The 13,491-nt window shown below is 38.5% G+C and carries 14 protein-coding genes; all 14 read right to left on the bottom strand.

Features of this window, described 5'->3' with window-relative positions:
- Window positions 1-10 precede the first annotated feature (10 nt).
- The gene (locus EDD71_RS04720; RefSeq protein WP_133627594.1) at window positions 11-460 is read right to left on the bottom strand and encodes a prepilin-type N-terminal cleavage/methylation domain-containing protein; all 450 of its coding nucleotides are present in this window, start codon (window positions 458-460) and stop codon (window positions 11-13) included.
- Between the two features lie 4 nt (window positions 461-464).
- Window positions 465-941: a GspH/FimT family pseudopilin gene (locus tag EDD71_RS04725; RefSeq protein WP_133627595.1), complete on the bottom strand. Its 477-nt coding sequence runs from the start codon at window positions 939-941 to the stop codon at window positions 465-467.
- A gap of 12 nt (window positions 942-953) precedes the next feature.
- Window positions 954-1,697, bottom strand: a complete 744-nt coding sequence (locus tag EDD71_RS04730) for a prepilin peptidase (protein ID WP_133627596.1) — start codon at window positions 1,695-1,697, stop codon at window positions 954-956.
- Between the two features lie 518 nt (window positions 1,698-2,215).
- A complete protein-coding gene (locus tag EDD71_RS04735) occupies window positions 2,216-2,605 on the bottom strand; it encodes a type II secretion system protein (protein ID WP_133627597.1) in 390 nt (129 codons plus the stop codon).
- A gap of 64 nt (window positions 2,606-2,669) precedes the next feature.
- A complete protein-coding gene (locus EDD71_RS04740) occupies window positions 2,670-3,875 on the bottom strand; it encodes a type II secretion system F family protein (protein ID WP_133627598.1) in 1,206 nt (401 codons plus the stop codon).
- A gap of 12 nt (window positions 3,876-3,887) precedes the next feature.
- A complete protein-coding gene (locus EDD71_RS04745; protein ID WP_133627599.1) occupies window positions 3,888-4,946 on the bottom strand; it encodes a type IV pilus twitching motility protein PilT in 1,059 nt (352 codons plus the stop codon).
- 11 nt (window positions 4,947-4,957) lie between these two features.
- The gene (locus tag EDD71_RS04750; protein WP_133627600.1) at window positions 4,958-6,640 is read right to left on the bottom strand and encodes a GspE/PulE family protein; all 1,683 of its coding nucleotides are present in this window, start codon (window positions 6,638-6,640) and stop codon (window positions 4,958-4,960) included.
- Window positions 6,641-6,699: 59 nt separating this feature from the next.
- Window positions 6,700-7,497, bottom strand: a complete 798-nt coding sequence (aroE, locus tag EDD71_RS04755; protein ID WP_133627601.1) for a shikimate dehydrogenase — start codon at window positions 7,495-7,497, stop codon at window positions 6,700-6,702.
- Window positions 7,490-8,005, bottom strand: a complete 516-nt coding sequence (locus EDD71_RS04760) for a YqeG family HAD IIIA-type phosphatase (protein WP_133627602.1) — start codon at window positions 8,003-8,005, stop codon at window positions 7,490-7,492. Before EDD71_RS04760 ends, aroE begins: the two co-directional genes overlap by 8 nt.
- A 470-nt stretch (window positions 8,006-8,475) precedes the next feature.
- Entirely contained in the window at window positions 8,476-9,195 is a 720-nt protein-coding gene (gene sigK, locus EDD71_RS04765; RefSeq protein WP_133627603.1) for an RNA polymerase sporulation sigma factor SigK, read from the bottom strand.
- A gap of 276 nt (window positions 9,196-9,471) precedes the next feature.
- On the bottom strand, window positions 9,472-10,107 hold the full coding sequence (udk, locus tag EDD71_RS04770; protein WP_133627604.1) for a uridine kinase: 636 nt from the start codon (window positions 10,105-10,107) through the stop codon (window positions 9,472-9,474).
- A gap of 1 nt (window position 10,108) precedes the next feature.
- On the bottom strand, window positions 10,109-11,332 hold the full coding sequence (locus EDD71_RS04775) for a peptidase U32 family protein (protein WP_133627605.1): 1,224 nt from the start codon (window positions 11,330-11,332) through the stop codon (window positions 10,109-10,111).
- Between the two features lie 33 nt (window positions 11,333-11,365).
- Window positions 11,366-12,010, bottom strand: a complete 645-nt coding sequence (locus tag EDD71_RS04780) for an O-methyltransferase (protein ID WP_133627606.1) — start codon at window positions 12,008-12,010, stop codon at window positions 11,366-11,368.
- Window positions 12,011-12,099: 89 nt separating this feature from the next.
- Entirely contained in the window at window positions 12,100-13,140 is a 1,041-nt protein-coding gene (gene mltG, locus EDD71_RS04785) for an endolytic transglycosylase MltG (protein WP_133627607.1), read from the bottom strand.
- Window positions 13,141-13,491: the final 351 nt, after the last annotated feature.

Genomic DNA, 13,491 nt, shown 5'->3' on the forward strand with positions numbered 1-13,491 from the left:
CCACTTCCATTTATTTTGATACCTGCAGTGTAACACCATTATTTTCCTTATCCATTGTAATCACTTTAACTTTTAACATATTAAGGTTAACACCACCGATTGTCTTATTAAACCCTTCAATTACAACAGCATATAATTTATGGCTGCTGTTGCCATCCCTTATACTTTGAATATCAGTATTTGGGGTTTCGGTGGTGCTATTAACTAAATCAGTTATTATATATCCATCAAGATCATTCAAGCTGTTGATATAAAGTACAGCAGTCTTTTCATCCACAGTAGTTGCTTCAGACTTAAATTTTTCACATATTGCCATGGCAATGTTAAAGCTGCTGTCCCTATTTAGTGTGGTTTTATTGGTCTTTATATTTCCACTGTTTAAAGCGCCTATTGCCAAAACAAGCATGGCAATTATGGCTATTGACGCAACCACTTCTATAAGGGTGAATCCCTTTTCCATAATCTCACCTTTTCACTATCATTATCCTTGTATACCCAATGGTTAGGGTAATTTTAATGCTTTTACCGGTTTGTCTATCCTTTAAAACTATTGAGCATGCATGTGGAGATATGCTCCCATTTGTATTAAACTGTATTTTGTTTGTAATACTAAAGGTACTCTCACTTCTGCTTATATATATTTCATCCGTCAGATACACCTTCTTTAATTCCATAGAAGACAGGTTAGATGGCTTGTAAATCCAATATCCATTATAATCATCACTGCTGTTTTCTTTTAAAAAAATAACGCTTACAGATGATGTTCCCTGGGTTACAGCGTGCATTTTTGCATATCTTAAATCGTTAACCAGTTTACTCGCCGTGATATCAAGCCTGTCTTTAAGTAAAATCCTTTTAACATCTGGATACGAGATTGCTGAAATAATTGATACTATAGCAAGTACACATAATATTTCAATAAGAGTAAAACCTCTTTTCAAAGTATCTCCCCTCTAAAGCAGGGACAGATACCAGGTTAATATCCTCTCTCCAAAGAATGTCGTAACGATAGAGGATAATGCTATGAAAGGGCCAAAGGGTATATAGTCCCTGCGCGATTTCTTTTTAAGCAATATCAGGGCAATACCTGTGAACCCTCCAATTACAAAGGATAAAAACAACATTACCACAGCAAGCCTGAGTCCTAAAAAAAGACCTGAAACCAGGCAGATCTCTGCATCTCCCCAGCCCATTCCCTTTGTCAAAATTATTATTAAAGCTATTGTTCCTCCTCCAAGAAGCCCTCCAGATATATACTCCATGACATTGCCATATAGATAATAGCCAATTATCATGAATACTATACCTGAAATCACTCCAAAAATAGTTGTTTTTAAATATACATCCATTGTATTTAAATCTATAATTCCAATTACTATTAACAAGGATATAAAAAGAGCAAATTTTATAAATTCAAAGGATAATCCATAATTTATATAAAGTGCCGCAAACAGGGCACCTGTTGTCAACTCTATTAAAGGATATTTGATTGAAATCCTATCCCCGCAAAATCTGCATTTTCCCCGTAATAATAAATAACTAAGTACGGGAAACATATCATACCACCTTATCCTTCTTCCGCAGCTTGTACAGTGCGATGGTGGGCAGGATATGGATTCGCCGCGCGGTATGCGGTATATACAGACGTTTAGGAAGCTGCCTATAATTAGGCCGAATATAAAGACTAAGAGCAACATAATTTACCTCCAAGGGAAGCACTTAATTTAACTTGTTGTGCTAATTCTTTTTTTTAATAAGCTGTGATAAAAAAATATATGAAGCGAACTATTTTAACGAACAACTAGAGGTTCTTGGCGGGTGGGCAGCTGAGAAGCCGAAGTAGAGTTCGTGGTGTTTGAGCCAAGCGAGTTTTAAAAGCTTACTTGGCTTGTCAGCTGTCCCGAGCCTTAGAACCTCTGTGCGTAAGCGTAGTTGTGAGAGCAATATATTTTTTATCACAGTGTCTTTTATAAGTATTTTATCCCCAAATCAGCAGAGATAAAAAATATATGTAAGGTCCTGCAAATCACAAGACCTAGAACTTTTCTATGTAGCGTAACGTTGGATCGAATATAATTTTCCTGCCACAGCTGTCTTCCGTAAATTCAATATTATAACTCATAAATACATAAAAGTTGTATTTAATGAATATTACTCGAAGAATAAATATCCTTCGAGTAATATTCAACTATTTATCTTATTTATTGCCATTATTTTAGTTACCGCCATTGCTTTGACTGCTATTGTTTTGATCAGCAGTTTGGATATAGTCTATTATATCTCCATAATCTTGCCAACCACCAAGATCATTTGGCCAGCTGCTTAAATACTTAGTACCTGATGAAGGCATTAATTTAGTTTTTATCTCATCAATAGATGTTTGTTCGGTAATTGGATTTGCAGCATTATCTTGTTCCGTATTATATAACTCTACAGCCTGTGCAATCGTCTTAGCGTTAGCTAAAAGCTTTGCATTATTAGCTGCAGCAGTATAATTGCTCACCTTTGGCACAACAATAGCCGCCAATATTCCTAATATAGCGATAACCGCAATCAATTCAACCAGGGTAAACCCCTTCTTCTTCCTGCTGTTCTTCCTTTTCATCCCCCTCACCTCCTTTCACTGAAATAAATTTCTATATGGATAGACAAACCTTTTCAGTCATGTACTAACCTATCATCTGGTACATCTGGAATATTGGAAGTATTATGGATAATATTATAAATCCCACAACCGAAGCCAGAGTTATGATTATAACAGGCTCAATCATTGTGGTAAGCTGAGCAGTAACTGACTCTATTTCCCCATCATAAAACTCTGCCGTTTTTTCCAGTATGCTGTCAAGGGTACCGGATTCCTCACCTATTTTGATCATCTGCGTCAGCATCATAGGGAATATGCCTCTTACAGAAAGGGCATCACCAAGTCCTGTACCCTTTTTTAAATCTTCCCTTACATCATTGAGCATTTTCTCTATAATGCTGTTTCCAACAACCTTTGAGCATATGCTTATGCTCTCAAGGATTGGAAGTCCGCTTCCCATAAGGTTTCCAAAGGTCCTTGCAAACCTTGCCGTAATTATCTTTTTATAAATCTTGCCCATAAGGGGTGCATTAAGCCTGAACTTATCCAACGCGTTCCTTCCTTCTCTGGATTTTAAATATATGCGTGTCAGCATAATTATACCCGCCATTAAAACGGTTATTAACAATCCATTATTTTGAAGTGCACTGCTGAGCCCCATAACTATCCTTGTTGGAAGAGGAAGTTCCCCTCCTCCAAACTGTCCAATCATATTAACAAAAGTTGGTAAAACCTTAACAACCAAAATTATGACTACAATAAGGGCAAATATGCTCACTGTTGCTGGATAAGTCAGTGCCTGCTTAATCTTCTGGTTCAGCCTGTATTCTTTTTCATAATAAACAGCCATCCTCTCCATAACCCTGTCAAGGGTTCCGCTGGCCTCCCCAACCTGAACCATATTTACAAGCATTTCAGGGAATTCCCTGTGCATTCCCATCGCATCAGACAATCCTTTACCCTTTTGAACATCATCGAAGACAGTTGTTAATATTTTTTTCAGCTTTTTGTTCTCAGTCTGCTCCCTTACTATCTCCAAGGCCCTTAAAATGCTAATCCCCGAAGCAATTATGACTGAAAACTGCCTGCAAAATATCGATATATCCTTAAGCCCAACCTTTTTATATTCACCAAGGCTGATATTCATTGACTCCCTATACTGCTTTATTCTAACAGGGTAGTAGCTGTTGCTCCTCAAATAGTTGGTTACCGCTGCTTCATCTACAGCTTCAGTTTTTCCTCTTACAGTTGTACCCTGAAGGGTCTTTGCTTCGTATTCAAATACAGGCATAAGTCCACCTCTTTACAGGTTTATAAGTCTCATCATTATATCCCTGTCTACGGAATAGGTCATGGCTACGTCGTAGCTTATAAGGCCCTTTTTATAAAGTTCCACAAGAGACATGTCCATGGTCTTCATACCATACTTTCCCCCTGTCTGCACAGCTGAATCTATTTGATGAGTCTTTCCTTCCCTGATTAAGTTCCTTATGGCAGGAGTTGCCACCATTATCTCAAGTGCACATACCCTTCCTTCCCCGTCTGCCCTTGGAAGAAGCTGCTGTGATATTACCCCCTCCAATACAGCTGCAAGCTGAACTTTAATTTGCTGCTGCTGATGGGGCGGAAAAACATCAACAATTCTGTCCACTGTTTTTGAAGCACCTATTGTATGAAGGGTTGAAAGTACAAGGTGGCCTGTTTCCGCCGCCGTAATGGCAGTTGAAATAGTTTCCAAGTCCCTCATCTCTCCAACTAAAATAACATCCGGATCTTCCCTTAAAGCTGCCCTCAAAGCCGCCACATAGGATTTTGAGTCGTGTCCAATTTCTCTCTGGTTAACTATACTTTTTTTATGCCTGTGCAGATATTCCACAGGGTCTTCAAGGGTTATGATGTGTCCACTTCTTGTGCTGTTTATTTCATTAATCATTGCAGCCAGGGTTGTTGATTTTCCACTACCCGTTGGCCCTGTAACAAGTATGAGCCCTCTGTTTTTTGTAGTAAGCTCCTTTAATACTGGAGGCATTCCAAGGCCGTCAAGGGTAGGAACCTGTGGTGCAACGGTTCTAAGTGCCATGGCATCGCTGCCCCTCTGTCTGAAAACATTCACCCTGAACCTTCCTATACCTTGAATTGAGTATGAAAGGTCAATTTCTCCAGTTTCTTTGTATTTCCTGTACTGTTCATCGTTTAAAATCTGCATAACATAGCTCTCTGCATCCTTAGGAGTGAGTTTATTATTTCCATAGGGAACCAGATTTCCATTTATCCTCATTGTAGGAGGAATACCAACGGTTAAATGTAAATCGGACGCATTAAGCTCAATTGCTTTCTTCAGTAGTTCTTCAAATTGCAGCATATTAACCTCCCTTAGTCTTTTAAATAAGCTATTTTAACAAGCTCATCAATAGTTGTAATTCCGTTTAACACCAAATCCTTACATGATCTTTTCAGAGTTTTCATTCCTTTTTTTACAGCAAGGTCCCTTAATTCATCAGTGCTCCTCTCATGCATTATATATTCCCTGTGCTCCCTTTCTATTTCCATTATTTCATAAATCCCTGTACGTCCGGAATAGCCAGTATAGTCGCAGTAGGCACATCCAGTACCTCTATAAATTTTTATGCGTCTTCCAGGATCTTCATCCAGAAGCTTTTTCTCATATTCGCTTGCATCGTATTCCTGGCTGCATTTTGGGCATATCTTTCTTACCAGCCTCTGAGCTATGACTCCTGAGATAGATGTTGCCACGAGATAAGGCTCTATTCCCATATCCCTCAGCCTTATAACTGCTGAAGGGGCATCATTTGTATGTATGGTGCTTAAAACAAGATGTCCCGTTATGGCAGCCCTTATTGCAATTTCAGCAGTTTCACCGTCTCTAATCTCGCCTATCATTATTATATCGGGGTCCTGCCTTAAAATAGCTCTTAAGCCTGCTGCAAAGGTTAATCCGGCTTTTTGATTAACGTTTACCTGATTTATTCCATCCAACATATATTCAACGGGATCCTCAACTGTTATTATGTTTTTACCCGTAGTATTAATATCATTTAAAATAGCATACATGGTGGTTGATTTACCGCTTCCCGTGGGCCCTGTAACAAGTACAATTCCATAGGGGCTTTTTATAATTCTGTCAAGCCTTTCAAGATCCTCATCGAAAATACCGAGTTTATCCTTGCCGATCAGGAAGTTTTCTCTGTCGAGTATTCTTATAACTGTCTTTTCTCCATGAACGGTGGGCAGCGTTGAAACCCTCAAATCCACTTCCCTGCCCTCTACCTTGGTTAGTATTCTACCGTCCTGTGGAAGCCTTCTTTCGGCAATATTAAGGCCTGCAAGGATTTTTATACGGGTAACGAGGGCTCCAAGGGTATCCTTTGGAGGTTTCAAAACCTCCTGAAGCTCCCCATCGATTCTGTATCTTATTCTTAAATATTTTTCATAGGGTTCAATGTGAATATCGCTTGCCCTTGCCTTAACTGCATTCTTAATAATTGTATCCACAAGCCTTACTGCAGGGGCATTTTTTATGTCATCAAGCCCACTATCCTCATCTTCCGATTGTGCCGCGCTTTCCTTTGAAAGCTCCTCTGCAGCCCTTTGTGCATACTGGCTCGAATAATACTTGTCGATGGACTTTTTAATTTCTTCCTTGCTGGAAATAAGGGGTTCCACCTCATATCCGGTAGCTATTTTAACATCATCCAGCGCAAAAATATTAAGGGGGTCGGACATGGCTACCTGTACTTTGCCGTCCTTAATCCCTATGGCAATCAGGTCATACTTATTGGCAAGACTTTCAGGAATGAGTTTTACAGCATCCCTGTCAATATCTATAAAATCCAGGTACACCCTTTTGATACCAAGCTGGATCTCAAGTTCATCAAGTATATCGTCCTCTGAAACCAGGCCATCTTCAGCAAGGAGTTCGCCCAGCCTCTTCCCGGTAATCCTCTGCTTTTTAAGCTCAATTTCCAGCTGTTCCCTTGTAATTTTACCAGCTTCAACCAGCATATCTCCCAATCTCTTTTTCTTTATGTCGGCCATATTTATCTCCCCTATATTGTATTATAAATATAACATTTTATCAATAAAATATACCAATTTTATCTAATTTTCTTGCTTATACTGTTAATTATGGTCAGATCTATACGAATTTTATTCCATATTTCCTGGGCTTTAATAGCCTGTCCAATTAACATTTGCATTCCATTTACGGTTTTAATGCCAATCTCATCAGCAAGCTTCAAAAACAAAGTCTTCCCAGGATTATAAATTAAATCCACGGCAGCAGCAAAATTGTTTAAAATTTCTCTGCTAACGGGGGTACAATCAATATCAGGATACATTCCGCAGGGTGTGCAGTTAATAATTACATCCATAAACCTTAACCATGCCAATCTAGTATAGTCTATGAGTTCTACATCATTAAAATCAGCATTTTGAGCACTTCTGCTCACAACCACAACTTTTTCTGCGCCATTATCTTTTAAGTACTGAACCACTGCCCTGGCGGCTCCACCGCTGCCCAGCACTACAGCCCTTTTACCTTTTATATCGATGCTGCTGCCTTTCATCAACATACCAAATCCATAGTAATCGGTATTATATCCAACCATGCTGCCATTTTCAAAGGCTATGGTGTTTACAGCACCAACAGCTTCCGCTTCGCCGGACAGGGCATCAAGGTATTTCATAACCTCCACCTTATATGGAATCGTTACGTTTACTCCCTTTGCCCCGAGGGCTTTAAGTCCATATAAAGCATCCTTCAGATCTTCTCTTTTTACTTCAAAAAGATGGTAGCACCCATCCATTTTTATCTCTTTTAAAATTTCCCTGTGTATTATAGGAGAATAGCTATGTCCAAGCCTTTCCCCTATAAGTCCGTAAAGATCACTCACCCTTCATCAGTTCCTTTGCATAATTTAGTTTCTTTTTAATGATCCTCTCTATAGCCCTTATCCACTGTGTATGCAGCGATTCATTTTTGTCTATCGGATCAACAAGTATCGAATAAAGCCCGATGCGATTTCCTCCTAGTATATCTGTAAATATCTGATCCCCTATTATACATGTATTTTTCGGTTTGGCCCCGAGCTTTTTGAGTGCACCTAAAAAGGTCATCTTCATTGGCTTCCTTCCTGAGGAATAAAAGTCAATATCAAGATTTTCAACAAAGGTTTTAACTCTGTTTTTCGGAGCATTTGAAAGTATACAGGGCCTTATTCCCTCCTCCTTTAATTCCCTTACAAGATCCCTCACCCTGTCATCAGCCCTTTCGCTTCCCCAGGGCATGAGGGTATTATCAATGTCTATGAGGGCATTCCGTATTCCCATTTCTCTGAGCTTCCCGAAACTTATATTATAAATACTCGTGACATAATAATCAGGTTTAAATATATTTTTCATACTTTCACCTCAGCGGCACAACAAAAATCATCATATAACTCTTTGTACTAGTTCAGGGGTTAAGCGGAGATAAAAAATATATGAAATTCACATAAAGCTAAGAGCTAGAAGTTCTTGGCGAAGGGATGCAGAAAAATCCTAGAACTTTAGTTTGTTTAAGCACGGCGAGTTTAACGAAAGTTCTTGATTTTTCAAATCCCGAGCCTTAGAACTTCTTTGCTAAGCGTGCTGGTGAATGAAATATATTTTTTATCGCAGCGTTAAATTTATCTGGCACAACGCGTTCATATAGTAATTATATTATATCGACTGCTTATTATAAAGATCAGACATGGCTCGACAGCAGAAGTGAATAAAATATTTATTTATCCCACCGCCCTTTGATAATTACAACTATAGTTTTTACATTCAATCTTAAAATATGCCTGTCCAATATAAAAGGGCCTGCTATAGTAACAGACCCGCCAAATTTAACTTTGCATCTCCTTTGCAAGCTTCTTTAAAGCCTTCTTCTCTATCCTGGAAACATATGACCTTGAAATTCCAAGGCTTTTTGCAATTTCCCTCTGAGTTAGAGGATCTCCCACAAGGCCATATCTCCATTGTATTATACATTTTTCCTTTCCTTCCAACACCCTGTCAATCAGAGAATAAAGCTTCTTTATTGATATTTTGCTTTCAACCTCATCAAGTATTGCATCGCTTTCAGTTCCAAGCACATCCATAAAGCATATTTCATTTCCTTCCTTATCTACCCCTATAGGATCCTGAAGATACACTTCAGATTTAATCTTTTTATTCGATCTTACATTCATCAGTATTTCGTTTTCTATGCACTTTGCTGCATAGGTGGCAAGTCGGTTGCCCTTGTTGTAATCAAAGCTCTCAATAGCCTTAATGAGCCCTACGGTTCCAATGGAGATGAGGTCATCTGCATCCTTTCCATGTGGACTGAATTTCTTTATTATATGGGCAACCAACCTCAAATTCCTTGTAATCAGTTCGTTTTTAGCGTTTTCATCTCCTGCCCTATAGGCTGTAAAAAGCTGCCTTTCCTCTTCCTCTGTCAGGGGCTGGGGGAAGGAATTTCCATTAGTAACATATCCAAATAGTAGGAAAACTCCATCAAGAAGATTAAAAAGAATATCAAATATCAATTTTTCACCCCCCCAATACAGTCTTATGTACATATTATGAAATCCCGGGGGGCTTTGTGCATGTCTATTAGACTATGTATATATTACTATTCCAGCATTATTTTACCACATTTTGTATATAATTGAAATATCTTTTTCAAAATGGGGATAGATACTCAATAATATATATGTTCCTAAACATAAAAATATGCACATTCTCAAAAAATTTTGCATAAGCGTATTCGTGAATGGAATAAATTATTTTATCGCAGCGTCCTTTGATAAAAAAAGCAAAAAGCAGATGGCTCAGTGCTCCATCTGCTTTTCTCCCTATAACAAATTTTTATTCCTTCTGTCTATTTCCTTAACCTTTGCAATCATAATATCTATTGCAACCTTGTTATATCCACCCTCTGGTATTATTATATCAGCGTACCTTTTAGTAGGTTCAACAAATTGAAGATGCATCGGTCTTACAGTGCTCATATACTGCTCTATAACTGAATCAATTGTCCTTCCCCTTTCAGTTATATCCCTCTGTATCCTCCTTATAATCCTTACATCAGCGTCTGTATCAACGAATATCTTAATATCAAGTAAATCCCTTATTTCGGGTTCAACAAGTATCATAATTCCCTCAAGGATTATAATGTCCTTTGGCTCAACCCTTATGGTTTCCTTTTTCCTGTTATGAACTTCAAAATCATAAATAGGCTTGTCTATGGCCTCTCCATTTAATAGCATCTTAAGATGCTTTAAAAGAAGGGCGGTATCAAAGGCATTGGGATGGTCATAATTTGTTTTAGTCCTTTCTTCAAAGGATAGATGGCTCTGGTCCCTATAGTATGAATCCTGCTCAATAACTACAATGCTCTCCTCGGGCAGGCTTTTATATATCTCCTGTGCCACTGTACTTTTACCTGATCCCGTTCCGCCTGCAATTCCAATTAAAATAGGCCTGCTCATATTAATCCCCTTTCTCCTTAACCAGCATGTCAAATGGTTTTAGTGGTTTATCGGTTTTCAGTTTATATATCATCTGTGGATGAGGCGTAGAATCTATTGGCTCTCCTTCCTCATTCCTGATATCCTCAAGCATTATATTGAAGTTATCCCCTTTTGGAGTTAAAACCTCAACCTCTTCTCCCCTTAAAACCTTATTCCTCTGCTCTATAGTTGCAGTATGAGTATTCTCATCGTAGTCAACAACGATTCCAACTACATCGTGCGTCCTTATATATGAAGAGCTGGAATAAATCTGCTTATCAGGCCTTCCAAAGTAAAAACCAGTTGAAAATTCCCTATGACTGGACTTTGAAAGTTCCTTAAGCCATTTTGGATTGAATTTATAGTTTTCCTTATCCCTTAGATAGCTGTCGATCGCCTCTCTGTATGCCTTAACAACCGATGCAACGTAATAGGAGCTCTTCATCCTTCCTTCTATCTTAAAGCTTGTTATACCAGCATCAACAAGTTCAGGTATGTGCTCTATCATACACAGGTCATGGGAGTTCATTATATAGGTTCCCCTGTCGTTTTCATACACGGGAAAATACTGCCCAGGCCTCTTTTCCTCCATAAGGTAGTATTTATACCTGCAGGCATGGGCACAGGCACCTCTGTTGGCATCCCTTCCCGTCATAAAGTTTGATAAGAGGCATCGTCCAGAATAAGCCATACACATGGCACCGTGTATGAAGGCTTCGATCTCCATATCCTCAGGAATCCTTTCCCTTATTTCTCTTATTTCCTTCAGAGAGAGTTCCCTTGCAAGGACAATTCTCTTCGCACCAAGCTTATACCAGAATTCAGCTGTCATATAGTTTGTGTTGTTAGCCTGGGTACTTATGTGAACCTCAAGGTCTGGAGCAACCTCCCTTACAATAGCAAAAACCCCGGGGTCGGATACTATAACGGCATCAGCGCCAATTTCGTTTATACTCTTAATGTATTCAGGCATACCGCCAAGATCAGAATTATGTGCAAATATGTTAACGGTTATATAAACCTTTTTACCTCTTTCGTGAGCAAACTTGATTCCTTCAATCATCTCTTCTCTGGTGAAGTTATCAGCCATTGCCCTCAGGCTGTAGGCTTCTCCCCCCATATATACTGCATCAGCACCGTATATTATTGCTGTTTTAAGCTTTTCAAGGTTTCCAGCCGGTGCCAGAAGCTCAATCTTTTTCATATTCAATCCTCCATTCTACACCGCTGCCATCTACTAAAGTTTGCAGCTCATTGCAATTCCATCTCCTACTGGTAAAACAACGGTTTCAAGCTCCTTCATATTGGAAATATGTTCAAGATACTTTCTCATCCTCTTAACTATTGTAATCTTTCGCCTTATAAGAAGTTTATTTGTTGCAATCATGCCTCTAAACAGAACGTTGTCGGATATAAGAAGCCCTCCCTGCCTCAAAAGCCTTATACAGTGAGTCAGAAAATGATCATAATGCCCTTTGGCCGCATCAAGGAAAACCATATCAAAGCTTCCCTCAAGCCCTTCAAGTACCTCAAGGGCATCTCCCTTTATCACCTTGATTCTGTCCTCAAATCCGCAGAATTTTATGTTTTCAAGGGCCAGCCTATACATATTATCATCGCGCTCGATGGTAACGATTTGGGAGCCTTCGCCTGCAGCCTCCGCCATCACCGATGAAGAATATCCTATAGCCGTTCCAACCTCGATGATTTTCTTTATTTTGTGTGATTTTATCAAAACCTTTAAAAATTGGGCCACCTCAGGGTGAACTATTGGAATTGAATTCTCCTTTGCATAGTCCTCCATAAGCTTTATATGGTCCTTTCTCTCAGGTATAAGGCTTCTTATATAATCCTCTATATAGTCATGGGCTATATTGCTCATATCTGCCTCCATACACAAAATTAATACATGGAATTAACGTGCTAAAAGCCCATTACCATGTATTAATTAGTTTTTTCAATATTATAAAATTAATTCCCTGTCGAGTTTTTATTCCTTAAATGCTCACTATAAGTTTTTGCAAATTTATGTGTGCCATCCCCATTTGCTACAAAGAATAAATAGTCAACCTTCTCAGGGTATAATGCAGCCTCAATGGATTTTTTTCCGGGGTTGCTGATTGGTCCAATCGGAAGTCCAGGATTTCTGTAAGTGTTATAGGGCGATTCTACCTGAGTATCCTTAATTGAATACACCTCTTTATGCACCCCAAGGGCATATTCAAGTGTGGCACAGGATTCAAGGGGCATGTTTATCTTGAGCCTGTTATAAAATACTCCTGCTATAACAGGCCTTTCCTCTTGAACCTTTGCTTCCTTTTCCACTATGGAAGCCATTGTAATAATCTCATCTACATTCATGTCCTTAAGATTGTCCTTTATTGTCGATGTATAAATTTCATTGAATCTGTCAAGAAATTTAACTATAACCTCATGGTCATCTGAACCCTTTTTAAATTCATAGGTGTCGGGGAAAAGATATCCCTCAAGCCTTGAAGTTCTGTTTTGAGGTATATCCTTTAAAAACTCATAGTTAAAAACGCCCCTTTGAGCCTCATTTAAAAAGGATTCCACGCTTTTAATAACACCAGCCTGCATGAGCTTTTCCGCAATTTGCTTAACGGTGTATCCCTCAGGTATAGTTACGTTTACAGCATCTATATCTGGAGCTCCTTTTTTGAGCTTGTCGAATATTTGAACCGGTGTCATGGAAGTATTAAATTTGTAAAATCCCGTTTTTAGGGATTTATCCATTTTTAAATTTCTAACATATATTTTTGCAAAAAGCTTGTTTTTAATAAGGCCTTCCCTATGGAGCCCTTCTATTATGGTGCTGGTGCTGGCACCTTTTTTTACATAAAATTCAATTTCCCTGCTCTGGTAAGAAACAGGACTTTTAAGAAAGCTCTGATATAAGGCGTATGGTAAAATTATAGAAAGTATCAGCATCAATGCTGTAATTGAAAGAATTATGACTGTTTTTTTCTTCTTATTAATAATAGTTGTTTCCATACCATAACCCACCAATCCACAAAATACTAATGATATTATAGTATTTTAAACAAAGTTTTACAAGAAAAACTAAATTAATTCGTTGTGCTAGATAAATTTACAGATCGACGCTGCGATAAAAAATATACTTCATTCACCAGTACGCTAAGCAAAGAAGTTCTAATGCTCGGGATTTGAAAAATCAAGAACTTTCGTTAAACTCGCCGTGCTTAAGTCACGAAAGTTCTAAGATTTTTCTGCATCCCTTCGCCAAGAACCTCTATTTGCCCCCTTTATATGAATTTCATATATTTTTTATCTCCGCTAAGCCCCTAAACTAGCACAACAAGTTAAACTAACACATTGCGCGAG

This window comes from Fonticella tunisiensis (assembly GCF_004364155.1).
Lineage (GTDB): Bacteria > Bacillota > Clostridia > Clostridiales > Caloramatoraceae > Fonticella > Fonticella tunisiensis.

Bases quoted from the DNA above. Each gene is read 5' to 3' on its own strand.
- mltG (WP_133627607.1), bottom strand. From the start codon at position 13,140: ATGGAAACAACTATTATTAATAAGAAGAAAAAAACAGTCATAATTCTT.
- EDD71_RS04780 (WP_133627606.1), bottom strand. From the start codon at position 12,010: ATGAGCAATATAGCCCATGACTATATAGAGGATTATATAAGAAGCCTT.
- EDD71_RS04750 (WP_133627600.1), bottom strand. From the start codon at position 6,640: ATGGCCGACATAAAGAAAAAGAGATTGGGAGATATGCTGGTTGAAGCT.
- sigK (WP_133627603.1), bottom strand. From the start codon at position 9,195: ATGTACATAAGACTGTATTGGGGGGGTGAAAAATTGATATTTGATATT.
- EDD71_RS04720 (WP_133627594.1), bottom strand. From the start codon at position 460: ATGGAAAAGGGATTCACCCTTATAGAAGTGGTTGCGTCAATAGCCATA.
- EDD71_RS04760 (WP_133627602.1), bottom strand. From the start codon at position 8,005: ATGAAAAATATATTTAAACCTGATTATTATGTCACGAGTATTTATAAT.
- EDD71_RS04740 (WP_133627598.1), bottom strand. From the start codon at position 3,875: ATGCCTGTATTTGAATACGAAGCAAAGACCCTTCAGGGTACAACTGTA.
- EDD71_RS04735 (WP_133627597.1), bottom strand. From the start codon at position 2,605: ATGAAAAGGAAGAACAGCAGGAAGAAGAAGGGGTTTACCCTGGTTGAA.
- EDD71_RS04745 (WP_133627599.1), bottom strand. From the start codon at position 4,946: ATGCTGCAATTTGAAGAACTACTGAAGAAAGCAATTGAGCTTAATGCG.
- udk (WP_133627604.1), bottom strand. From the start codon at position 10,107: ATGAGCAGGCCTATTTTAATTGGAATTGCAGGCGGAACGGGATCAGGT.
- EDD71_RS04730 (WP_133627596.1), bottom strand. From the start codon at position 1,697: ATGTTGCTCTTAGTCTTTATATTCGGCCTAATTATAGGCAGCTTCCTA.
- EDD71_RS04775 (WP_133627605.1), bottom strand. From the start codon at position 11,332: ATGAAAAAGATTGAGCTTCTGGCACCGGCTGGAAACCTTGAAAAGCTT.